At 31.7% G+C, this 21384-nt stretch carries 24 protein-coding genes and 2 pseudogenes; 19 read left to right on the top strand and 7 right to left on the bottom strand.

Annotation, left to right across the window (positions count from 1 at the left end):
- Positions 1-19: 19 nt before the first annotated feature.
- From PSR14_RS13950 to PSR14_RS13930, 5 genes are all read left to right on the top strand, one after another.
- Positions 20-787, top strand: a complete 768-nt coding sequence (locus tag PSR14_RS13950; RefSeq protein WP_073541711.1) for an arylamine N-acetyltransferase — start codon at positions 20-22, stop codon at positions 785-787.
- A gap of 148 nt (positions 788-935) precedes the next feature.
- Positions 936-1589 (top strand): YdeI/OmpD-associated family protein, encoded by a 654-nt coding sequence (locus PSR14_RS13945; protein ID WP_073541710.1) that lies wholly within the window; start codon positions 936-938, stop codon positions 1587-1589.
- 125 nt (positions 1590-1714) lie between these two features.
- Positions 1715-2830: an FAD-binding oxidoreductase gene (locus PSR14_RS13940; protein WP_002163627.1), complete on the top strand. Its 1116-nt coding sequence runs from the start codon at positions 1715-1717 to the stop codon at positions 2828-2830.
- 202 nt (positions 2831-3032) lie between these two features.
- Complete coding sequence (locus tag PSR14_RS13935) at positions 3033-3473, top strand: NUDIX pyrophosphatase (RefSeq protein ID WP_001202608.1); 441 nt, start codon at positions 3033-3035, stop codon at positions 3471-3473.
- 335 nt (positions 3474-3808) lie between these two features.
- The gene (locus PSR14_RS13930; RefSeq protein ID WP_113732703.1) at positions 3809-4471 is read left to right on the top strand and encodes a serine/threonine protein kinase; all 663 of its coding nucleotides are present in this window, start codon (positions 3809-3811) and stop codon (positions 4469-4471) included.
- Positions 4472-4573: 102 nt separating this feature from the next.
- Here the strand turns inward: PSR14_RS13930 and PSR14_RS13925 are convergent, their stop codons facing one another.
- Both PSR14_RS13925 and PSR14_RS13920 read right to left on the bottom strand, forming a co-directional pair.
- Positions 4574-4753, bottom strand: a complete 180-nt coding sequence (locus PSR14_RS13925) for a hypothetical protein (protein ID WP_000026330.1) — start codon at positions 4751-4753, stop codon at positions 4574-4576.
- 90 nt (positions 4754-4843) lie between these two features.
- Positions 4844-5101, bottom strand: coding sequence for a hypothetical protein (locus PSR14_RS13920; RefSeq protein WP_000173558.1), 258 nt, complete (start codon positions 5099-5101; stop codon positions 4844-4846).
- 136 nt (positions 5102-5237) lie between these two features.
- Here PSR14_RS13920 and PSR14_RS13915 point away from each other — a divergent pair, with 136 nt between their 5' ends.
- From PSR14_RS13915 to PSR14_RS13900, 4 genes are all read left to right on the top strand, one after another.
- A complete protein-coding gene (locus PSR14_RS13915) occupies positions 5238-6668 on the top strand; it encodes a sorbosone dehydrogenase family protein (RefSeq protein ID WP_000169972.1) in 1431 nt (476 codons plus the stop codon).
- Positions 6669-6849: 181 nt separating this feature from the next.
- Positions 6850-7422 (top strand): hypothetical protein, encoded by a 573-nt coding sequence (locus tag PSR14_RS13910; protein WP_001079219.1) that lies wholly within the window; start codon positions 6850-6852, stop codon positions 7420-7422.
- A 27-nt stretch (positions 7423-7449) separates the two neighbouring features.
- A complete protein-coding gene (locus PSR14_RS13905) occupies positions 7450-8013 on the top strand; it encodes a GNAT family N-acetyltransferase (protein WP_000282916.1) in 564 nt (187 codons plus the stop codon).
- Positions 8014-8090: 77 nt separating this feature from the next.
- A complete protein-coding gene (locus tag PSR14_RS13900; RefSeq protein WP_001048949.1) occupies positions 8091-8471 on the top strand; it encodes a nucleotide excision repair endonuclease in 381 nt (126 codons plus the stop codon).
- A 53-nt stretch (positions 8472-8524) separates the two neighbouring features.
- Here PSR14_RS13900 and PSR14_RS13895 read toward each other — a convergent pair whose 3' ends face one another.
- The gene (locus tag PSR14_RS13895) at positions 8525-8731 is read right to left on the bottom strand and encodes a hypothetical protein (protein WP_001225587.1); all 207 of its coding nucleotides are present in this window, start codon (positions 8729-8731) and stop codon (positions 8525-8527) included.
- 132 nt (positions 8732-8863) lie between these two features.
- On the opposite strand from PSR14_RS13895, the gene PSR14_RS13890 reads away from it, so the two are divergent.
- From PSR14_RS13890 to PSR14_RS13870, 5 genes and pseudogenes are all read left to right on the top strand, one after another.
- Positions 8864-9643 carry an undecaprenyl-diphosphate phosphatase gene (locus PSR14_RS13890; RefSeq protein ID WP_001104264.1) on the top strand — a complete coding sequence of 260 codons (780 nt, stop codon included), beginning with the start codon at positions 8864-8866 and terminating at the stop codon, positions 9641-9643.
- Between the two features lie 82 nt (positions 9644-9725).
- Positions 9726-11048, top strand: a complete 1323-nt coding sequence (locus PSR14_RS13885) for an FAD-dependent monooxygenase (RefSeq protein ID WP_000482072.1) — start codon at positions 9726-9728, stop codon at positions 11046-11048.
- Positions 11049-11111: 63 nt separating this feature from the next.
- The gene (locus tag PSR14_RS13880) at positions 11112-11639 is read left to right on the top strand and encodes a GNAT family N-acetyltransferase (protein ID WP_000708331.1); all 528 of its coding nucleotides are present in this window, start codon (positions 11112-11114) and stop codon (positions 11637-11639) included.
- Between the two features lie 16 nt (positions 11640-11655).
- Positions 11656-12177, top strand: coding sequence for a YfiT family bacillithiol transferase (locus PSR14_RS13875; protein ID WP_406644228.1), 522 nt, complete (start codon positions 11656-11658; stop codon positions 12175-12177).
- Between the two features lies 1 nt (position 12178).
- A pseudogene (locus tag PSR14_RS13870) lies at positions 12179-12652 on the top strand (GNAT family N-acetyltransferase); the annotation flags it as partial.
- A gap of 121 nt (positions 12653-12773) precedes the next feature.
- On the opposite strand, the gene PSR14_RS13865 reads toward PSR14_RS13870, so the two are convergent.
- Positions 12774-13151, bottom strand: a complete 378-nt coding sequence (locus PSR14_RS13865; RefSeq protein ID WP_000522480.1) for a PH domain-containing protein — start codon at positions 13149-13151, stop codon at positions 12774-12776.
- Between the two features lie 179 nt (positions 13152-13330).
- On the opposite strand from PSR14_RS13865, the gene PSR14_RS13860 reads away from it, so the two are divergent.
- From PSR14_RS13860 to PSR14_RS13840, 5 genes are all read left to right on the top strand, one after another.
- On the top strand, positions 13331-14182 hold the full coding sequence (locus tag PSR14_RS13860) for a patatin family protein (protein ID WP_000789271.1): 852 nt from the start codon (positions 13331-13333) through the stop codon (positions 14180-14182).
- Between the two features lie 12 nt (positions 14183-14194).
- Positions 14195-14566, top strand: coding sequence for a YxiJ-like family protein (locus tag PSR14_RS13855; RefSeq protein ID WP_000765967.1), 372 nt, complete (start codon positions 14195-14197; stop codon positions 14564-14566).
- 253 nt (positions 14567-14819) lie between these two features.
- Complete coding sequence (locus tag PSR14_RS13850; RefSeq protein ID WP_000428034.1) at positions 14820-15185, top strand: hypothetical protein; 366 nt, start codon at positions 14820-14822, stop codon at positions 15183-15185.
- A gap of 87 nt (positions 15186-15272) precedes the next feature.
- Complete coding sequence (locus PSR14_RS13845; protein WP_000207492.1) at positions 15273-16898, top strand: DnaJ family domain-containing protein; 1626 nt, start codon at positions 15273-15275, stop codon at positions 16896-16898.
- Positions 16899-16976: 78 nt separating this feature from the next.
- Positions 16977-17792, top strand: a complete 816-nt coding sequence (locus PSR14_RS13840; RefSeq protein WP_000799784.1) for a YwqG family protein — start codon at positions 16977-16979, stop codon at positions 17790-17792.
- A 724-nt stretch (positions 17793-18516) separates the two neighbouring features.
- Here the strand turns inward: PSR14_RS13840 and PSR14_RS13835 are convergent.
- The 3 genes and pseudogenes from PSR14_RS13835 to PSR14_RS13825 all read right to left on the bottom strand — a co-directional run bounded on the left by PSR14_RS13835 (position 18517) and on the right by PSR14_RS13825 (position 21220).
- Positions 18517-18912 carry a RidA family protein gene (locus PSR14_RS13835; RefSeq protein WP_001169703.1) on the bottom strand — a complete coding sequence of 132 codons (396 nt, stop codon included), beginning with the start codon at positions 18910-18912 and terminating at the stop codon, positions 18517-18519.
- A gap of 109 nt (positions 18913-19021) precedes the next feature.
- Positions 19022-20107, bottom strand: coding sequence for a hypothetical protein (locus PSR14_RS13830; protein WP_000494909.1), 1086 nt, complete (start codon positions 20105-20107; stop codon positions 19022-19024).
- Between the two features lie 135 nt (positions 20108-20242).
- Positions 20243-21220, bottom strand: a pseudogene (locus PSR14_RS13825) (LAGLIDADG family homing endonuclease).
- Between the last annotated feature and the right edge of the window lie 164 nt (positions 21221-21384).

The raw sequence follows: 21384 nt of genomic DNA, 5'->3' as shown, positions 1-21384 counted from the left end.
ATTTTAAGGGGTGCTGACTATGACAAGTCTACAACATAAGCTTTTTACAAGATTGAATCTTGCAAAGCGTACTGAAGTGAGGTTTGAAGAATTAAATACAATTCTTTTTGCATTTGCACACACGATACCATTTGAGAATTTAGATGTTATAGCAAGTAACACGAATACAATTACTATGGAAAATTTACAGAATAAAATTTTAAGCAGATCCCGCGGTGGACTTTGTTATGAATTAAATACGCTTTTTTATTACTTTTTAAAAGATTGTGGTTATGATGTACAACTCGCATTAGGTACCGTATATAAAAATGATATAAACGCATGGGCACTTGAGAATGGACATATAACGATTATTCTAAATTATGATAACGTACGATACGTAATTGATGTAGGTATTGCTTCATTAGTACCTCTAGTCCCTGTGCCTTTTACTGGTGAGGCTGTTTCTTCTAAAAATGGTACGTATCGAGTGAGACGAAAAGATACGAGTAAAGGGAATTACGTTCTAGAAAGAAAAGATACGAACGGTGAGTGGAAAGTATGTCATGCTTTTTATAATCGTATCATTGATGAAATAGTAGTGAATGATGTTCAAAAAAGAGTAGTAGAAGATGAGAAATCTATTTTCAATAAAGGACCAATTGCAGTGAAATTGACGGAATCTGGTCATGTCTCTTTAACCAATACTAGTTTCACTGAAATAGTTCATGGCGAAAAAGCGAAACGTGAAATTACAGAAGAGCAATATAGAGAGCTTTTAAATACTTTATTTGCTATTGAGTTATGATAACGCGAATAGCTAGCCGGTTCTTATGAAGAATCGGTTATTTTAATTTAAAACAATTATTAAAGTTTGATTTTCTTAATAGATATAATACACTAGAACAGTATAAAAAAGGATAAACAATGAATTTTAAATGTAAAGGAAGATTTTTATGTCAATAATCGATAAATTAAAGCTTAATAAGTATACAAATATGGTCGTAATTAATGAACCAAGTGATTATGATATTTTTACCGGGAAAGAAACTACATTTTCAAAAGAACACGATGCTATTTTTATTTTTGTAGAAACACTGGATGAAATGGTGAAACAAACGAATTATATTATTAGTAATGAAGAATTATTAATTGAAAAAGGATACATATTCTTCGCATATCCGAAAAAAGGTAATTCTCGCTACAGTACGTTTATTCACCGTGATGAGATGTTTCCAGCATTAAACGTTGGAGAAGATGGATATGTGGGAGAAAGCGATATTAAATTTGCGCGAATGGTAAGTATGGATGACATCTTTACTGTTGTAGGTTTAAAGCGTGAGAAGAAAAAAGCGACGAAAACGCCTGCAATGAGCCAATGTGTAGCTGATTATGCAGATCGAATTCAAGATGTTGAAGCTTTATTAGTTAATCATCCAAATGAACTTAAGTTTTATCAAAGTTTAACACCTGGATACAAAAAAGATTGGGCACGTAATCTGTTTTCTGTCAAACAAGAAAAAACACGTGAAAAACGTCTTGAGAAAATGATCGAAATTCTTTCCCAAGGATATAAAACAATTGAATTATTTCGTAAAAAGAAAAAGTAAAACTAGGTAATTCACAATGATGCAACAATTAATTGAGCTTAGCACATTGTAAAAAGGATTCCTTTCAGTATACTAAAGTATGTTCTTATATTTAAATAATTAGCAAAAGAGAAAAGGTGTTTGAAATGAAATCGTATATTGTAGTTGGAGCTGGTATTTTAGGAGCGTCTACTGCTTACCATCTTGCTAAGGCTGGCGCGAACGTTACTATCGTGGATCGTCAACAAGTAGGTCAAGCAACAGATGCAGCAGCAGGTATTGTCTGTCCATGGCTTTCGCAACGTCGTAATAAAGCATGGTATAAAATCGTTAAAGGCGGTGCACGTTACTATTCTTCGTTAATTCAGCAATTAGAAGACGACGGTGAAACGGATACAGGTTACAACCGTGTAGGTGCAATTAGTTTACATACTGATGAGAAAAAACTAGATCAAATGGAAGAGCGAGCGTATAAACGTCGTGAAGATGCCCCAGAGATTGGTGAAATCAATCGCTTATCAGCTGAAGAAACGAAAAAATTATTCCCAGCATTATCAGAAGAATTTAGTTCTGTTCATATTAGTGGTGCTGCACGAGTAAATGGAAGGTTATTACGTAATGCATTAATAAGTGCTGCGAAAAAACATGGTGCAACTTTTATAAAAGGCAATGCAGTATTAGTCCGTGAAGGTAGTCAAATTACGGGAGTTAAAGTAAACGATGAAACAATTTTAGCAGAGAAGGTTATTGTAACGGCTGGTGCATGGGCGAACGAAATCTTAAACCCATTAGGAATTAACTTCTTAGTTACATTCCAAAAAGGACAAATTGTTCATTTGCAAATGGAAAATACAGCAACAGAAAATATGCCAGTTGTTATGCCGCCAAATGATCAATACATTTTAACATTTGACAATGGCCATGTCGTAATTGGTGCAACACATGAGAATGATACTGGTTTCGATCACCGTGTAACGGCTGGTGGTTTAAATGAAGTATTCCATAAAGCATTAACAGTTGCACCTGGCTTAGAAAATGCTACTATGCTTGAAACGAGAGTTGGATTTAGACCATTCACACCAGGGTTCTTACCTGTAATTGGCCCGCTTCCTAACTTTGAAGGTATTCTCGTTGCAAACGGATTAGGTGCCTCAGGTTTAACTGCAGGTCCATATTTAGGATCAGAACTTGCTAAGTTAGCGCTGGGACAACCAATTGAGTTAGATTTAAATGATTATGACGTTGCGGGCGCAATTGAATAACATCGGGTATGAAAAAATACACTAAGCAAATTCGATAGGAAATAAGTAGTTTTTTCTCCGTTCAGAGTAAGACTGTTTACGAAAAATGAAATTCTTTAAAAATAAAGAGCCGACACCATGAACGTGCATTATTAATGTAGAATTGTGATGTTTGCTCTTTATTTCTATTTATTTAAAGCTTTTTTTGAGAGGAGGTTAAGTAATGAGAGCACCATATCAAGTATTAATATTTCCTTATATAAAAACTGACGATTCTATTCAATATGCGATTTTCAACCGAAGTGATTATGGTTATTGGCAAGGAATAGCTGGTGGTGGAGAAGACGGTGAGATTCCTATTGAATCAGCAAAACGTGAAGCGTTTGAAGAGGCTGGTATTACAAGAGAATGTTCATATATACAATTAGATTCTGTGTCTTCACTACCAGTAGAGGATGTAGTTGGAGAATTCCTTTGGGGAGATGACGTTTATGTAATAAAAGAATTTTCGTTTGGAGTTAAAGTACCTACAAAAAACATCTCATTATCTAAAGAACACTTACATTATAAATGGTTATGCTTTGAGGAAGCCGTAACGTATTTGAAGTGGGATAGCAACAAAACAGCATTGTGGGAATTAAACAAAAGACTATTAAAACAATAAAAGTGTTAGCTAACAAAGATAGTAGTAGAACAAGAATTGAACAATTTAAAAAAATCAAATATAGATTTGGCATGACCAATGAACCAAGAGAACTTGCACTAAGAAAAGCTCTATACAGTTGCCTCTGAAAAAATGAAAATAGTTAGAAATATTTTTTTGTTGTATGGTTTTTGGCTCTGAATAGCGGAATACATATTAAGTATTCAACAGTTCAAATAAAACGAGTCATCTTTTTATTTGAAGAAGAAAGATGACCAGTTTTATGCTAAAATTCGCTTAGTGTATATTTTCGTTAAAATGTGGGCAGGCCCACTTTTAGCAAAACCGGAGTGGAAATGATGAGTATAAATTGTTTTGTGGGATTGATAAAGAATGAATTATTAAAAGAGATAAGCATAAGAAGCGAGGATGAATCCGAGCCTGTAGTAGTTAAAGATATTCCTAAACTTTGGAAGTGTTTAGGGAAAGGTAATTATGCCGCGGTATTCATGCACAAAGAGTACAAAGATTGGGTAGTGAAAGTATACGCGCGCGAAGGAGAAGGCATTGAAAAAGAGTCAGAAGTATACCGCAGAATCGGAAACCATCCTTCTTATTCAAAGCTTATTTATAAAGGAGAAAATTTCATAGTATTGAAACGGTTAAAAGAAATTACCTTATACGATGCTGTTCATAAAGGGATTAAAATCCCTAAGCAGGTGATCCTTGATATCAATAAAGCTTTAGAGTATGCAAGAGAACAAGGATTAACCCCCTGCGATGTTCACGGGAAAAATGTGATGATGGAAAAAGGAAGGGGATATGTAGTCGATGTATCTGATTTCTTAAAAACAAATGAAGATAGTAAGTGGAGAGATCTAGAAAAGGCATATTTTACATTTTATTTGCCTTTCATTTATAAATTGCCTTTCCCTGTTAAAATTCCGTATTTTATGTTAAACATTGTTAGACGTTCGTATAGAAAATATAAGAATCTTAAAAAGAAATTCAAGTTGTAATACTTATAAGTGAACCGCTAGTAAACAAAAGGACCGTACATATTAGAGATGTACGGTCCTAATCTTTTTTATGCATACATATTTTTGCTAGTTATATCACTATCAATCCCAAAACGAGATATTTTGAATAAATGAAATCGTCAAAATAAGTGTTGATGCGGAACCAGCAGTTAATAACATTACTATTTTTCGTCCATTCTGTTTTTTTGAAGGTTTTATAAGTTCTGTAATCAACACAATCCATATTATTATAGAAACTATAGAAATAATATTTATAGACATATGTAACACATCCCTTCGTGTTTTTACATAAACATTTCTTTTTTATAAATTAAAAGCAGTTTAACAATAAAATATGTACAGCATTATAAATCAATATTTTCCTGTTAAACCATCTTTTTTAAATAGAAATACGACTGATAAAATAATAACAACAACCTTCAAACTGCCCCAATATGGATAAATAGCATGATCTGTTAGATTAGCATGCTGAAAAATGTTCTCTAATCCAAAAATCCCAATAATGACCGCTAAAAGAAAAGCAGCTTTTCCAATAGTTGTATTACGATAGAGGGTAAATAAATATAGTGCAAATATAAGCGGTAAGATGATTTGTAGTAAAAGTGTCATAAGTAGCCCTCCTAGTTTATTTATAATTATATTATATACAAAATTGTAATAAAAAGGAATTTCTCTTTTTGATACTAATAAGATCCCTCTAATCATACTCTTCTATTAAAAAGAATATAAAGGGGTGTAAAGTTAATTGACAAAAGTTAAAGTTCGTTTACGACCCATTGTTCATAACATCAATTTACCCACTGTAATAAAAACAGCAATTCTTCCAGGTGAATCGGCTGAAAGGCTATTTATTGCAACGCAATTAGGAGAGGTTTTCTACATAGGAGATGGCGTCATAAAAACATTTTTAAATATTCGTCCGCGAATTATAAAATTAGGCACATCTGAAGAAGGTGTCTCTAGTAGTGGTTATGATGAACGAGGATTGCTAGGACTAGCATTTCATCCACAATTTTATCAAAACGGTTTATTTTATCTTCATTATTCTGTCGCTGGCACTCAAGGACCTAGTGCACTTTCTGAACAATTTAAACCGAATCCTTGTGACCCGAAAACTTTAAATTTAAAATGGCTAAATAGAGATACGCAATATGATCATATCGATACAATTGAAGAATGGATTTTACAATCAAACGGTCACCCTCAAAAACGTAGAACATTACTTAATATAAAACGCCCATTTTTTAATCATAATGGAGTAAATACTTTAAACTTTTCTCCAGAGACGGGGAAACTTGTTTTTACAAATGGAGATGGTGGCTCGGGTTATGATCCGTTCAATTTAAGCCAAGATGATTTAGAAATAGCAGGTAAAATTATTGAAATCGATGTAAGTAAAAATACATTCATAAATAATCCTCCAGTCGTTACACGCTTTAATGAACTTCCTCTATCTATACAAGAAACACTTACAGTAATTGCGAAAGGTGTTCGTAATATAACCGGTATTTCATTCCAAAGGTTTTATAATCAGTATATTAAATATGCAGGTAATGTCGGACAGGATATTGTAGAGTCTATTTTTTCATTTGTTCAATATAAACCAATCCGGGTTACCGAACTTGTTCAAATGCATGTAATGAGACTCACCCCCAATCAAGATGGATTTATTAATTTTGGTTGGAGAGGATGGGAAGGAGAATTGCCTACTTCTTTTATAAAACACTGTTCTGAAAATCCTACTTTTGATGAGAGAACAATGGCTTATTATAATGAAACAATAGAAACATCAGTGAAGCGAATTCAGCCACTCATTAGTTATTTTCATAAAGATCCAAGACCGGATAAGTTTGGAGGAACTTCACTAACAGGCGTTCAACCATATATGGGAACTGCAATCCCGAATTTACATGGTAGTGTTGTGTTTACTGACCTTGCTAGAAAAGAAGAGTCTCGGCCGCCAGTTAAAGGTGTATTAGCATATACTAGAGCAGGTACAGATGGTAAACATACTGATTTTCATGTTATTGAAACTGATTATGATTTTGGTACGCAATCAGCTTATTATATGAGTTTAGGAACAAATTTGGATCAAACTAGGTTATATTTAGGAGTTTACGGTTCTATGAAAGTAACTGATTTTAACAAAGGTACCATTTTTGAAATTATCCCTTAATACGATATACACTCGTAGTTTAATCGTACAAGGAATTCCCTTTGTTTTAAAACGTACAAGTTCTCCCCCTAAAAGCCTTTTATTGTATAGTAACTCATTACAAGTAGAACACAGCTCATAAACCACTAGTGTATGAATAAGATAGAAAGTGATGGATGAGATATCTTTAGGGGGTATTTTGATGAATCGATTTGTACGTTATTGGTGTCAACTTATGATAAAGAATAATGGGGACTTTGTTCATAAAAGAAAATTATCCCTAGCAAATAAAGTAGTCATTACAGCTTTAATGAGTGCTTTGGCCACCATGTTTCAAGCAGCAGGTAACTTAATTCCTGGTATAGGGTTATTTATTAGCCCTTTTGCGACGTTACCAATTTTTTTGGCGATTTGCTACTCTATTCGTGAGGGAGTACTTTCTTATTTCCTTACTATTCTCCTATTATTTATTATTGAGCCAAGTGAACTAATTGTTTTTCCTTTTACTACAGGTTTATTAGGTATAGCCTTAGGGCTTTCCTTTATACAATTCAAGAGGAGAATTTGGGTTGTTTCCTTTTCTGCAATTTGTCTACTTATAGGAATTATGATAGTTCTCGATATTTTCCGTTTTCCAGTACTTGGTCCTACTATTCATACAACTATGGATATAAAAATTATTTTATCAATATTTATACTGAGCTTTCTATACTGCTGGATCTATGCAGGGCTTTGTAGAATATTGTTGAATAGAGTATATAGAGTATGGTTTTAACACTTGTATGGAATGGAGACTTAAAACATGTATAACGTTGCAATTAGGAGACCAAATTCGGATGATTTAGAGGAACTACACTTATTTTTCCGTATAGTTATTACGAATACATATAAAGACGAAGGATTATCACAACTATTGGATGACATAGAAAATGAAATTGACATGAAAAAGCAATATTTGAAAACAGATTTTGATAGTAATGGAGAAAAACGTTACTTTTTATTAGCAATTGATACAAATAACGATAAAATCATCGGAACAATTGAAGTTGGTCCAGCAAGTACGTTGATTAATAGTTGTACAGGCGGTGTACTTAAAGATTTGTATGAAATAGGAACTGTTTTTATACTGCCGGAGTATCAAAAAAAGGGTATCGGGAGTTTACTACTAAATGCAATATTTCTTACGTTACTTAGCAAAGGTATAACAGAGTACTGTTTAGATAGTGGCTACAAAAAAGCACAAAGTATATGGACGAAGAAGTTTGGAGAGCCTAGTTATGTACTGAAAAATTATTGGGGAGAATCAAGTGATCATATAATTTGGAAGAAGAGTTTATATGATACACCTATAATATTTGAATTATAAAATGAAATATGGCTATGAACGTAGCTTTTCTTACATATGTATGCTATTATTTATCTTTATAATAAAAGAGGACGTGAATGAACTTGATTAAAATTAGTATCCCTGAAGTTGATGTTACAATTACTGAACGTAAACAAGTTATTAGAGGAGACGAGCCAAGAATTACGCCAATCAATGGTTTTATCGATTTCCACTTGTTCCCTAGAGATAAAGGCGGCATTTTTATGTTTTACAATATTAATGACGAACTACTTTTCGTAGGTAAAGCTCGTAAAATTAGACAACGTATTAAGAAGCATTTTGAAGATAATGTTTCTCCAATCAAAAACCACCGTGATGAAGTATACCGCATTGATGCATGTATCGTAGAAGATCCAACTGAAAGAGAAATTTACGAAACATATATCATTAACGAATACAAAGCAAAATATAACGTTGATAAAGTATTCTATAAATAAGCAATAAAAAAACAATCCTAGCACATATACTGGGATTGTTTTTTTAGTTAGATTTAGCCCTCATATTTTTCTCCTTTTTTTAAATGATTAGCAGCAATAAAACAAACTACACCTATACATATAAGTACAATTCCAATTGTTTTATGTTTTCCAAAAAAGAAAGGAATATCAGAAATAACATTTGTCATACATAACCCTACAAATACAAGGATAGGTCCTATCCACAGTAATACATTGCCGAATTTTGTATGTTTCCGCATAGTAAGCCTCCTCATCCCTTTTTACATATATATCCATGAATTGAAAGTAAATTCATAGAGAAATATAGTTTTTTTCATATCGAAAATTTAACCTTCATATATTGGTACAAGCAAACAAGAAAGGGGCCCATCATGAATTGGTTAGAAGCTTTTATATTAGGGATCATACAAGGTTTAACAGAGTTTTTACCGATAAGTAGTACAGGTCATCTTTATTTAGGAAGGCATTTGTTTCAATTAGATGAAGCAGGATTGTTTTTAGATACGATGCTGCACATTGGGACTTTACTTGCGGTGTTTATTTATTACAAAAAAGAATTTATATATTTAATCAAAAATCCGTTTTCAAAGCTGATGCTACTACTTATTGTTGGGACGATACCTGCGGTTGTAATAGGGTTGTTATTTAAAGACTTTTTTGAGGATATTTCAAAAACAGGTATTACGATTGGTTGGGAGTTTTTAGTGACCGGATTCTTCCTCTACATGGCGGATAAACAAAAGAATGGTCGTAAAAAAATGGATGACATTACATATAAAGATGCATTTATCATCGGTTCATTTCAAGCAGCGGCTATTTTTCCGGCTATTTCTCGTTCTGGTATGACAATCGTCGCTGCATTATGGAGGAAGTTAGACCGCGAAACCGCTGCTTACTTTTCCTTTTTATTATCAACGCCAGCTATTGTCGGAGCTATCATTTTGCAATTTGCAGATGTTTTTCAAGGGAAAGCAGAATCTATTTCTAGTACATCTTTAATTGTCGGAACGTTATCAGCTGCGTTTTTCGGTTACATAGCCGTTTCATGGATGATTCAATATCTAAAAAATCATTCCTTAAAAGTATTCGCGTATTATGTATGGGGATTAGGTATTTTAATTTTAACATTGCAATTTACTGATGTGTTTTAAGTATAATGATAAAGAAGTTAATTAGTTTAAGATCCTGTTTCATTCATACAAGGCAGGATCTCTTTTTATTAAGGGGGAAAACATGTTTAATAAGGCTATCGTTATTGGTGGAAGTATGGCAGGAAAGCTCGCAGCAAAAGCATTATCAACTTCTTTTAAAGAAATAATCATTATAGAAGCTGGTGAAAGATGGGATGGAAAGTCTTCGAGAAAAAGAGTTCCACAAAGTAATCATCCTCATGTGTTATTAAAAGGCGGAGAAAACGCCATTGAGGAATTGTTTCCAAATATTACGAACGAATTAATAGAAGCAGGTAGTATCGTAAATAACTTTACTCGCGATTTAAAATGGCATCAATTTGGTTTATGGAAACAGCCATTCACAGGAGAAGTACATATGATTCAACAAAGTAGGTTTTTGCTTGAATGGCATATTCAAAAACGAATACATCAAATTTCAAATATCACCAGTAAATTTAAAACACTAGTGGAAGGGTTAATAGTAGACAGAAAGGCTAACAAAGTATGTGGAGTAAAAGTTAAATGTTTAGAGACAGGCATACAAGAAGAAATACATGCAGATATTGTTGTTGATGCAAGTGGATTTAGTTCAAAAAGTATAGAGTGGCTACGAGAATACGAAATTGAAGTACAAGAAGAGAAAGTTCGTATTAATTTATTTTACGCAACGAAAATGTTTAAACTTAAAGAAAATGAGGAGTTAGACTGCTGTAATATGCTAATGTCTCCAAGTTTCCCTGACAATCCGCATGGTGTTCTTATTCAAACGATTGAGGATAATCGTTATTTTGTTACTTTCAGCGGGTATGCAAGTGAGAAAGCACCACAAACAGATGAGGAATTTTATAATTTTGCTGAAAATCTATCAATCTCCAATGTTACAGATTTCCTAAATAAAGCGGAGGCAATTTCAGATATCAAAACGTATAAAATTCCTTATCAAGTACGTCGGAGATTTGATCTCACTACAAATATGCCAGAAGGATTATTAGTCGTTGGAGATGCACACTGTCGTTTTGATCCTGTTTTCGGTCAAGGTGTTTCCGTTGCAGCTATGGAAGCTCACCAGTTGCAATTACTTCTGCAAGGTAGAAAACAACTTGATAAAACATTTACAAAACAATTTTATAAAAAGGCAGCTACTATAATAGAAACCCCTTGGGATATGACAACAACGGAAATATCACGTCACCCGCAGCTACAGAGAGAATTAACTACAAAACAAAAATTTCAGCTATGGTATACGAAACAAATATATCGACTATCCGCAAGTAATTCTGATGTTTATATTCGGTTAGTACGAGTGATGAATTTAATTCGTAATCCATTTCACCTATTTCATCCAAAAGTGCTACTTGCTGTGTTATTAAAACGAAAGAAATAGCAGGAAAATAGTTGATTAAAAAAGAATATATAACAGTTAGTAGATATAGAAGGGGTAATCGAAATGAAAATATACATAGAACAATTAAAGAAACACGATGCTAAGGATTTATTTACGTTTGAACTTACGAATAAGTCTTTTTTTGAAACAATGGTACCTAATCGTGGCTCGCAATATTTTGATTTTGAATATTTTCAAAAACTACTAGATGATTTATTAATAGAACAGGCGGATGGAGAATCTTATTTTTATTTAATTCGTAACGAAGAAAATGAAATTGTAGGAAGAATAAATTTAATAGATATAGATTCGGAGACTCGAATCAGTTCGTTAGGTTATCGGGTCGGAGAAAAATTTACTAAAAAAGGAGTTGCAACTGCAGCCGTAAAATTAATTTTAGACGTAGCAAAAAATAATGAAATTAATGAGGTTCATGCTAAAACAACTTCTAATAATCTTGCATCACAAATTGTACTAGAAAAAAGCGGGTTTTCTTCTTATCAAAACGAAGCAGATACAACATCTGTACAATTGAATGGGGAACAGGTGAATTTTGTACATTATATTTGGAGAAATACTTCGCGCTTATAAGAAGGGGGACTTATTCATGAATGATTTACGATATCCAATTGGGCAATTTACATACAAACGTCCTATAACGGAAGACATGATAGATACATGGATTCAAGAAATTGAAGATTTACCTAATGAACTAACGAAAGCTATTAAAGATTTAGATCAGAAGCAGTTAGACACACCGTACCGCGTTGGTGGATGGACAGTTCGTCAAGTAGTCCATCACGTTGTTGACAGCCACATGAATAGCTACATACGCTTTAAATTAGCACTAACAGAAAAGAATCCAACGATTAAACCATATAAAGAAGAAAAGTGGGCAGAATTACCTGATTCTAAATTACCAGTAGATGTTTCATTAGTAATGTTAGAGTTATTACATAAAAGATGGGTTAACCTTTTATATTCTTTAGAACTTGAAGATTTAGAAAAGACATTTAACCATCCAGATACTGGTGAAACAAAACTTGCTGCTGCAATTGGACTATATGCATGGCATGGTCGTCATCATACAGCTCATATAACTTCATTAAGAAAACGACTAAATTGGTAACATGGAGATTACATTAGAGAAGGCAACAGAAAGTGATGCAGCAGTTTTATTTCAAATGCAAATAGACTCATTTAACCCTTTATTACATAAATATAAAGACTATGAAACAAACCCAGCAAATGAATCTATTGAAAAAACTATATTTAGAATAAATAATCCCAGCAGTAATTTTTATAAGATGATAATAGATTCGAAACTTGTTGGAGCGATATGTATATCCCAAAAAGAACTACCTTATAAATTTTGGATCAGTCCAATGTTTATTCATCCAATCTATCAAGGGAAAGGAATTGCTCAGAAGGTACTTATTTTAATTGAAGAGATGTTTCCAGAAGCACGAAGTTTTGAACTTGCTACGATTTTAGAAGAAGAAAGAAATTGTTTTCTATACGAAAAGATGGGATATAAAAGAACAGAAGTAACTAAGAAATTAAATGATAAAACTACACTTATTTATTACAAAAAAGAAAGGTAAAGCGTTTAAAATACGCTTTACCTTTTTATGTTATTTTAGATTAAATATACAATTTTAATGTATATTCTTCCAAAACAATCGGATTAGTAATTTTTAAAATGAATAAACATGCAAAAATGCACTATTTCGTCGTATATGTTACCAACGCTTTTTGAATGCTTAAAACACTATCGTCACCTTTAAATTCTTTCGTAATTGGCGTGCTCAAACTAGATACCCAAATTTTAAGTTCAGCGTCTAAATCAAAATGCCCAGCTGTTTCAATGCTAAATTGTGTAATGCTTTTATAAGGGATTGAATGATACTCAGTTTTTTTACCTGATATTCCTTGTTTATCTACTAAAATAAGACGACGATTTGTGAATACAATTAAATCACGAATTAATTTATAAGCATGTTCAACTTTCTCATCGTCTAACATAATCTTCTCTAAATCACGTTCTACACTTTCTGTACTCGTATTTGATGCATTTCCTAAAATACCGCTAAATAAACCCATAGGAAATTCCTCCTCCATTATTTGTGGAATGTGTTACTTATATTGTACCATGCAACTCGGTGTGAAGTTATGATATTACATTAGTAGTTTCTGGCTATTGTTGTAATCCTTTTATACAACCTCATCTTAATATCTTATGCTAATATGTAAGTAAGAAAAAAGAAGCAGAGGGATATAGCATGAAAAATATCGGTTTAGTATTAGAAGGCGGAGGAATGAAAGGTTTATATACTGCAGGCGTACTCGAATATTTTATGGAAAAGAACTTATTTTTCCCTTATGTAGTGGGCGTATCCGCCGGAGCTTGTATGGGAGCAACTTATTTATCACGTCAAAAAGGGAGAAATAAAAAAGTAAATACAGAGTTAGTAGCAGATCATCGCTATATATCTTATCGAAATTTAATTCGAAAACGTGAATTATTTGGAATGGATTTTTTATTTGATGAAGTACCGAATAAAATTGTACCGTTTGATTTTCAAACTTTCTTAAACTCAAATGAACAGTTTGTTATAGGAACGACTGACTGCAAATCAGGACAAGCTATTTATTATAATAAAGCAGAACACGGAAATGATATTTTAAAAATCATTCGTGCATCTAGCTCAGTACCGTTTATAGCGCCTGCTGTAGAATATGATAATCGAAAATTACTAGATGGAGGAATTATAGATCCTATTCCGGTTTTAAAAGCGCAAACTGATGGTTATGAAAAGAACGTTGTAATTATGACAAAACCAGAAGGATATGAGAAGCAACGAAATAAATTTTCTAGCCTAGCTAAAATTTTATATAGGAAATATCCGAATATCGCACAATCTTTAGTAGAACATTATCGTTTTTATAATGAGACGATATCTTATATGAATCAAATAGAACAAAAAGACAACTTTTATATTATTCAGCCTAGCGTACAGCTTCCAATAAGCGGAATAGAAAGAAGTAAAGAAAAGCTCGTTAATTTATATAATCTTGGCTATACAGATGCTCAATATCATTATGAAAACTTATTAAATTGGATAGAAAACTAAAGGGGTGGAAAGTTGAAGTTAGGAAAAAGGGTTATTTTTAATGAATTGCAGAAAATGCATAGTCCACTGCATAAACCGTTTCCGAATTGTGACATTCGAAAAATACGAAAAGATTTTAATAATATGTTTACAGAAGATGATTGTATAAGCGCTGATTTAAATTATTATTGGATGCATACAGCAGGTACTTTAAGTTACGTGCTTAATAATAATGAACAGGAGATTGTGTTCAATCAAATAAAGTGGCTAAGGAAATCTTTGTTTGAATGGTTTCCACAATATCGTTTTTTAGAAACAGAGATTATGAAGTATCCCATTTTGTATAGAGATTTCATGAATTATGAAAAGACTCGAAAGTTATTACTTTATTACCTTACTGATTAAAAACGTACAAGCGGTGCTACTTGTACGTTTTTTGTTCATAAAATATTCAATATTAACAACTTGTTCATGTAGGTATTTTAACGAGAAAAAAGAAGTACATATAGAGAATGTGTGAGGGAGGAGATAGAAGTTTGTTAGCTGTTTTCCTTTCAATTCATGTCCAACTCAAATATTTCGAGTAAAATTCGCTTCTAAATGGTATTATCAAATATCAAGAAAACTAATTTAGAAACGAAGAAGGGACAGGTTTAATATGGAAAACATATCAAATGTAGATAAAGTAGAATCAATTAAATCTTTACAGTCAACAATCCGTAAACTTGAAAATGCGCTATCTCAAATGACTCAAAAAGGCTCAAACACTACTTTAGTGAAAAAAAGACTCAAAGCAGCTAGTATCGGCTTAGCTATGTTAGAAAGTATTTGGAATCAAGAAACCCATCATTACACGCAAGAGGATTTAGCAGACGCTCGAAATGTTCTAATTGGTTTGCTTCCATCAATTGAAAAGATTTATGTTAAGTCAAAGCTCGGGAGTCCTCAAAGAACTCTTTTAGAAAGAAGAATAAAATCATTGGAACTTTCTATTCAAGCAATTGATCATTTTTCTAATCAATAACTTCTCTAAACACATAACTTACGACTACTTTTATATAGGGATTCTAATGAAAAACTACATATAGAATACTACAAAGGAGGAAGAGAGGTGACTACAATAATCAGTCCTAAGTTAGAGAAGCTTAAAAATCAATTAAAGAATGGAAACGAAAAAGCTCTTTATACTTTTTTGGATGAAATCAAGTCAAATCATACACCACTAGTAGAACAATGTCCTATAGATAATCAGTATAAACTTATAACGTATATATGGTTAGGTGATCAAAATACTGAAAATGTTTATGTAGTCGGTAGTTTTCCTGGTTGGGATCTGTCTGTAAATCAATTACAACGATTGTTACAGACAGATATTTGGTATGTTACGTTTAGGACGAATAAAAGGTTCATTTCAACTTATTATTTTACAGTAAATGATTTTTTCAAAAATGATTGGAGAAAGCGTAGTGAACAGTACCGACTAGACCCATTCAATGAAAATGTATTTGGAGAAGGTGCCAATAAAGCGTCTGTGTTAAAAATAGATATGGAAGTGCAGTATAGCAGTCGTTTTCCTTCAAATGATTATCCATCCGGAAAGATTGAAACATATTCTTTTTATAGTTCGATTTTAAATAACACACGTAAAATTCATATTTATACGCCTCATGATTATTCTCACACTTCACATCTTCAAGAACTTCTCATTGTATTTGATGGGAATTCATTCATTAATGACCTTTCAATCATAAAAACACTTAATTATTTAATTTACGAAAAAGAAATCCCATCGTGTATTGCTGTTGCCATAGATCCTGTTGATAGATTAGAAGAGCTAACTTATAACGATAAAATGAATACATTTTTAAGGAAGGAATTACTTCTGTGGATTCAGGCTAAGTATCGTGTGCATAAAGAAGCGAAACATACAACAATTGCAGGTTTCAGTCTTGGTGGCCTAGCAGCTTTTTATGCAGCACTTCAAAATCCATATATTTTCGGAAATGTGTTGTCAATGTCTGGATCCGTACATTGGGAAAAGGATAATTACGAAAATACAATTCCTTGGATTGAAAATCAAATTTCATCAATAGATTTTAATACGACTCATCTCAATTCTTACATAGCAGTAGGTGAACTTGAAAACGAACCTCTTTTAACGGCTAATAAACGGCTATATAGAGCTTTAGAAGAAAAGAAATACCAAACCACTTATGAAGAGTTTCAAGGCGGACATGATAGCGTGTGGTGGCGAGAAAAGCTATTCGATGGATTAAGGGCATTAGAACTTACAAAAACGACACTAAAAAATAAAAAGGAGAGAGAATCTATGAATCAAGAAGAACTAGATAAAAAACTAAAAAAGCAAGAGATTTTAGTAAAAGATGAGAAAGTTTGGTCCTATACGTATGAGGATCATATTAGTTCTATCGTTAAAGAAGCAGAAAAGAAAGGGTCTTTTGATAATTTACCTGGTAAAGGGAAACCACTGAATCTTGATAAAGATCTTTCGTACAATCCTGAAAAACAACTGTATAGAACTTTGAAAAATAATCATGTTTTACCTAGGTGGATTGAGATTTCAAAGGAAATTGATGACTTAAAAGAAAAACTAAAAGAAAATACAAATACTGCAGAAGCAGCGAATTTAATTCGGACTATTAATAAAAAGGTTTTAGAACATAATTTACTTTGTCCAGCAAGTGCGCAAAAAACGAGGGTGAAAACGGACTTTTAACAATTTTTCATGAAGCTATCTCTTGCTATATAATTAAGTAAGGCATTTTCAATTCATTATGAAAGGGAGGCAAATGTGATGAAGAATACGTATCAACTTCAAATTCCGAAAGAACTAGAGCAGTATCGTAGTATTTTAGAAGAAAGTGTAAAACCGTATATTAAAGTGTCTGGAACATTAGCAGAGACAACCCTTTTTGAAAGTAAGTTTGGTGGTTATCCGTATTTACCTATAGATCAAGAGCATCCTAAAGATTCAAATGGACAACCTATGATGTTACTTGCACAGTTAAACTTTGAAGAAATTCCGCATGTTGAATATATGCCCCAAAAAGGAATATTGCAGTTTTTCGTAAGTACTGATGATGAGCTTTATGGAGCAGATTTTGATCACCCAACAATCCAAAAAGACTTTCGAATTATTTATCATTCTACAATTACTGAAGATTTAAATAAGGTAATTACTGATTTTAGTTATTTAAACATTTTAGAAATAGAAGACTTTATCATACCTGAAGCGGCAAAATTACAATTTGAATTAGATTATCAACCCATAACATCTAGAGATTATCGATTTGAAAAGATGTTTAGTGAGGATATTGATTGGGAAGAAATTGTTGATGAAGAAAATAATACAGAATTAGGCGAACTGTATGATGATTTATGTAAAGATTTCGGACATAAAATTGGTGGTTATCCATTTTTTACACAGACAGATCCAAGGGAATGGGAAGAAAAATACCAACAACATGATATATTATTACTACAAATCGATACAGACGACTCATTAAATATTATGTGGGGAGATTCTGGTGTTGCTAATTTCTTTATTAAAAAAGAAGATTTGTTAAATCTAGATTTTTCCAATGTTATTTACAACTGGGATTGCTACTAAAAAGATATAAATGAAATACTAGCAAGCTAAAAAATCTTCCTGAAGGTGAGGGAGATTTTTTTATGTTAAAAATAAACGTTATGTTAACTAGAGTGTAAGATAATACGAATAATAAAAGTCAAGCGTAAATAACAGAAATAACAAGAAATAATGTAAAGTTGTAAAACGTGTGTAAATAGCAATAAATTTATAAAGTACAACATAAAATAAAATTATTAATTTATATTTTGTAAAAAGATTTTTCCGCATAAAAAAATTGTTACTGATCAAAAATGTTTTTGATTCGTTAAATCTTAATCAATAATCGATTAAGATTTGCTGTGATGAATTTATAAATAAAAAAAAGATAAAAAACTGTATAAATGCGTTTAAAGAAGATTTTATGTGAATCTCACTAAAAATCTCTGTTTCGTCTCATTAAGTATAGTTTACTTGGGTTTTGATACCTGGTATTACTTCGTTTCTATAACTGCCTATAATATATATTATGTTAACTGGATAAAAGTAATAAACTTATTATATGTTAGTTTATATTGTTACGCTTCCCTTTTCATCAGATTCATTCTGTATAATCAATTGTGTGCTTATTTGTTGTTGTTTTATGAGTTGTTGATGATAATGTCTCCAGATATAAATTATATTTAAGACAATAAAAAATGCAATTCGTTTTAAATGAACACATTAAACGAATTGCATGGATATGATTCATAATAAGTTTTTAAAATTAGTTTGCTACAGCAATTGCTTCGACTTCAATTAATAAGTTATCGTTAATTAACTTTCTAACTTCGACAGCTGAACTTGCCGGTGGATTATTAGTATCAATGTATTGATCTCGAATATCTCTAACAACGGCCATTTGAGAAATGTCTGTTAAGAAAAATGTTAATTTTACTACATCATTGAAATTTAAGCCTGACGCTTCTAATGCGATTTTAATATTTTCAAATACTTGTCGTGTTTGTGTAGCTAAATCATTAATTCCAACAATTTGACCGTCTATATTAATTGCTACTTGTCCAGATATGTAAATCGTTCGTTTAGCGTTACTAACTTCCACTACATGTGAGTATCCAAAAGTTGGTGGCATCGTTTCTGGATTGATAAATTTCTTTTGCATGGCTCTTCTCCTCTTTGAATATCTTATTTTCTTTATATTAGATTTTAAATTCAAATTTTACCGTTCAGCTGCTACATTTGTAAAAGTATATTAACACTTTAATTTAAAGTTATTGATGGATTATGTACGTTTGATTTTTTTGTGTGCTTGTTATAATTACACCTTGTTTTATTAATTCTTCAGTTACTTTTGTATAGAAAAAGTGATACCACCAGATAAAAAACTCTTCATAAGTAATTTCTTTTGAGTATCTGCTGCTGGCAAAGTATTGTTTTAAAGGTTTATCGTTTTCATTGAATAATAAGACTAAATCTTCACTGATTGTGTTTGCAATTTCGTTAAGTATAAATAAGTCTGTTGGTTTAAATACAGGGATAACAGGTTGTGAATTTTGATATAAGCCTAATTTTTCGTAAACTACGTTTAAATGTAAGTCTTTTTGTCTATCTGCTGCTACGAAACCTTTTACTAATTGTTTTTTCTTATAATTAATATCGGTACTATTGTTTTGAAAATATTCTTTAAATGTTTCGTTATCTGCTGTTATTAAATTTAATGTTGAATATCGAGAATTTCCATAAAGACCAATTTGAACTTCTCCTAAATCTAAATACGTATTACCATACATCCCGAAAGCCTCTATATCTGTTAGTTCTTGTTCTTGAATAGCATAATAATATCGTTTCTTATTTCTTAAAGGTCGTTTCTTTTTTAAATAGTTTTCTTCAATGTAATTTATTTGTCCAAAATCTAATAACACACCACTATACAATAAAAGACTATAAGATTCTCTAGATAAATGATTAAACGTGTCGATTCTTTTTGAAATATCTTCAATATGACTTGAATAGTTTTCAAAAATCTTAAGTGTTGGTTTAATTAGAGGTTCACAAAGATTATAAAGCTTTTCTCCTTCACAAACTGTTATAATCATACACGTTGGATAGTACCTCCCTCCTATTTGTTTCAATAGCCCCTCTGCTTCTAATAAATTAACGCGCTTTTCAAATTCATCATTCGTCCAATTTAACATCATTTTTATAGCATTTGACTCAAAACCAAGATGAATCAATACAAGTAAATATTGAAGTTTCGTTCCTTTTATTTTTATAGATGGCGAATTATCTCCAGACGAAATCATTTTTGCTTCATAAGCTGTATGTAATATATTCTCCGGACTATTATTAGTGAACATTTCATATTCTCTCCCTTACTAATAAATTCATTATAAAATCTATGTATTTATTAAGTTCTATAAACGAAAATGAGTGTCCTCTAATAATCCCAAATTAAAAACCTTAGCATAGATATACTAAGGTTCCTTACATTTTTATAATGAATGAATTCTTTCATAGTCTTTTTTAAATTGATTATCATTTTTTAACCAACTTTTAAAAGTTGGTTCTTTTATTTCTAAAATGGAACAAGTTTTAGCGATACATTTATTTTTCATATATTCCTTAAGGAAATTTTGTTTTCTCTGCTTAACAGCAGCTTAAGTTCTTTTTAGCTTTCGATCTTTTAATTGATCTAGACTTAGACTTTCTTTCTGAAATTCTTTATATTTTCTATGCAGATAAATATCTTTATCTTTATAAATCCACTTTGGAAATAGTTGTATTGGTTTTCTTCCGGTTAAAATGACGCGATAATGTTTATTTTGATTTAGTAATTCGGCTGGTAAATTATGATTTTGTAGTACCTGATTTAAAGAATTCATAAAGCTATATGATCCTCCTACAAAGCTTACTGTATAAGTTTCATACTTGACGTAACCATCCCCATCAAAATATCCACGAACAAAATGATGTAAATATTCTTCTGGTACGAAAGGGAATTCAATGTTAAAAGATTTACATGGCATAATTCCATGTATGTTCATAAGGTCATCTTTTATTGTTTTGCTATTAATATTTAGCATATATACACCTGTTTTTTTGTTTTGGTATAGCGGCTGATTTGTTTTTAGTTCTTTTTTTATGTCTTCTAAAATATAACTTTCTTTTTGTGATATACTGACGCATTGATTTTCTTTTGGTATAACACCGTCAGCTGCTATAAACCCTAAAATATAAGCCATGTTATTTGACCACGTTTTAAAATAATCTTCTGTTATGTCATACTTTCTCTTCCAGCTCCCTATAGTGCGCCTTGGCACGTTGCTGTCTGATAGAACCATACGAATATACCTTGCAGACACATTAGCAAGCGTAGCTATTTCTGAGGTACTCTTCCCTTCTGTATATAGCTGCGTTATTTCAGATTTTGATAGTTTACATTTTGATTTCTTTTTTCTCTCTATTTGCACTTACATCCTCCCCTTCCTTTTAATAATTAGGGACATATTTTCTTCTATAACATATAACAAAACGTATGTTCTTTGTTACTTGTAAGAAGAAATTTACTAAATTAAAACAATTTACATTTACTTAGTATTCGTTTTATCTGCTGCTGCATGGTTTTTATTTTGTA

Source organism: Bacillus sp. A01H (assembly GCF_045277205.1).
Lineage (GTDB): Bacteria > Bacillota > Bacilli > Bacillales > Bacillaceae_G > Bacillus_A > Bacillus_A paranthracis.
Note: the sequence above shows the minus strand (reverse complement) of the source record. Positions and strands in the feature narration are given on the sequence as shown.

Coding starts and splice junctions, on each gene's coding strand:
- PSR14_RS13950 (WP_073541711.1), top strand. CDS start 20: ATGACAAGTCTACAACATAAGCTTTTTACAAGATTGAATCTTGCAAAG.
- PSR14_RS13945 (WP_073541710.1), top strand. CDS start 936: ATGTCAATAATCGATAAATTAAAGCTTAATAAGTATACAAATATGGTC.
- PSR14_RS13940 (WP_002163627.1), top strand. CDS start 1,715: ATGAAATCGTATATTGTAGTTGGAGCTGGTATTTTAGGAGCGTCTACT.
- PSR14_RS13935 (WP_001202608.1), top strand. CDS start 3,033: ATGAGAGCACCATATCAAGTATTAATATTTCCTTATATAAAAACTGAC.
- PSR14_RS13930 (WP_113732703.1), top strand. CDS start 3,809: ATGATGAGTATAAATTGTTTTGTGGGATTGATAAAGAATGAATTATTA.
- PSR14_RS13925 (WP_000026330.1), bottom strand. CDS start 4,753: ATGTCTATAAATATTATTTCTATAGTTTCTATAATAATATGGATTGTG.
- PSR14_RS13920 (WP_000173558.1), bottom strand. CDS start 5,101: ATGACACTTTTACTACAAATCATCTTACCGCTTATATTTGCACTATAT.
- PSR14_RS13910 (WP_001079219.1), top strand. CDS start 6,850: ATGAATCGATTTGTACGTTATTGGTGTCAACTTATGATAAAGAATAAT.
- PSR14_RS13905 (WP_000282916.1), top strand. CDS start 7,450: ATGTATAACGTTGCAATTAGGAGACCAAATTCGGATGATTTAGAGGAA.
- PSR14_RS13900 (WP_001048949.1), top strand. CDS start 8,091: ATGAACTTGATTAAAATTAGTATCCCTGAAGTTGATGTTACAATTACT.
- PSR14_RS13895 (WP_001225587.1), bottom strand. CDS start 8,731: ATGCGGAAACATACAAAATTCGGCAATGTATTACTGTGGATAGGACCT.
- PSR14_RS13890 (WP_001104264.1), top strand. CDS start 8,864: ATGAATTGGTTAGAAGCTTTTATATTAGGGATCATACAAGGTTTAACA.
- PSR14_RS13885 (WP_000482072.1), top strand. CDS start 9,726: ATGTTTAATAAGGCTATCGTTATTGGTGGAAGTATGGCAGGAAAGCTC.
- PSR14_RS13880 (WP_000708331.1), top strand. CDS start 11,112: ATGAAAATATACATAGAACAATTAAAGAAACACGATGCTAAGGATTTA.
- PSR14_RS13875 (WP_406644228.1), top strand. CDS start 11,656: ATGAATGATTTACGATATCCAATTGGGCAATTTACATACAAACGTCCT.
- PSR14_RS13865 (WP_000522480.1), bottom strand. CDS start 13,151: ATGGGTTTATTTAGCGGTATTTTAGGAAATGCATCAAATACGAGTACA.
- PSR14_RS13860 (WP_000789271.1), top strand. CDS start 13,331: ATGAAAAATATCGGTTTAGTATTAGAAGGCGGAGGAATGAAAGGTTTA.
- PSR14_RS13850 (WP_000428034.1), top strand. CDS start 14,820: ATGGAAAACATATCAAATGTAGATAAAGTAGAATCAATTAAATCTTTA.
- PSR14_RS13840 (WP_000799784.1), top strand. CDS start 16,977: ATGAAGAATACGTATCAACTTCAAATTCCGAAAGAACTAGAGCAGTAT.
- PSR14_RS13835 (WP_001169703.1), bottom strand. CDS start 18,912: ATGCAAAAGAAATTTATCAATCCAGAAACGATGCCACCAACTTTTGGA.
- PSR14_RS13830 (WP_000494909.1), bottom strand. CDS start 20,107: ATGTTCACTAATAATAGTCCGGAGAATATATTACATACAGCTTATGAA.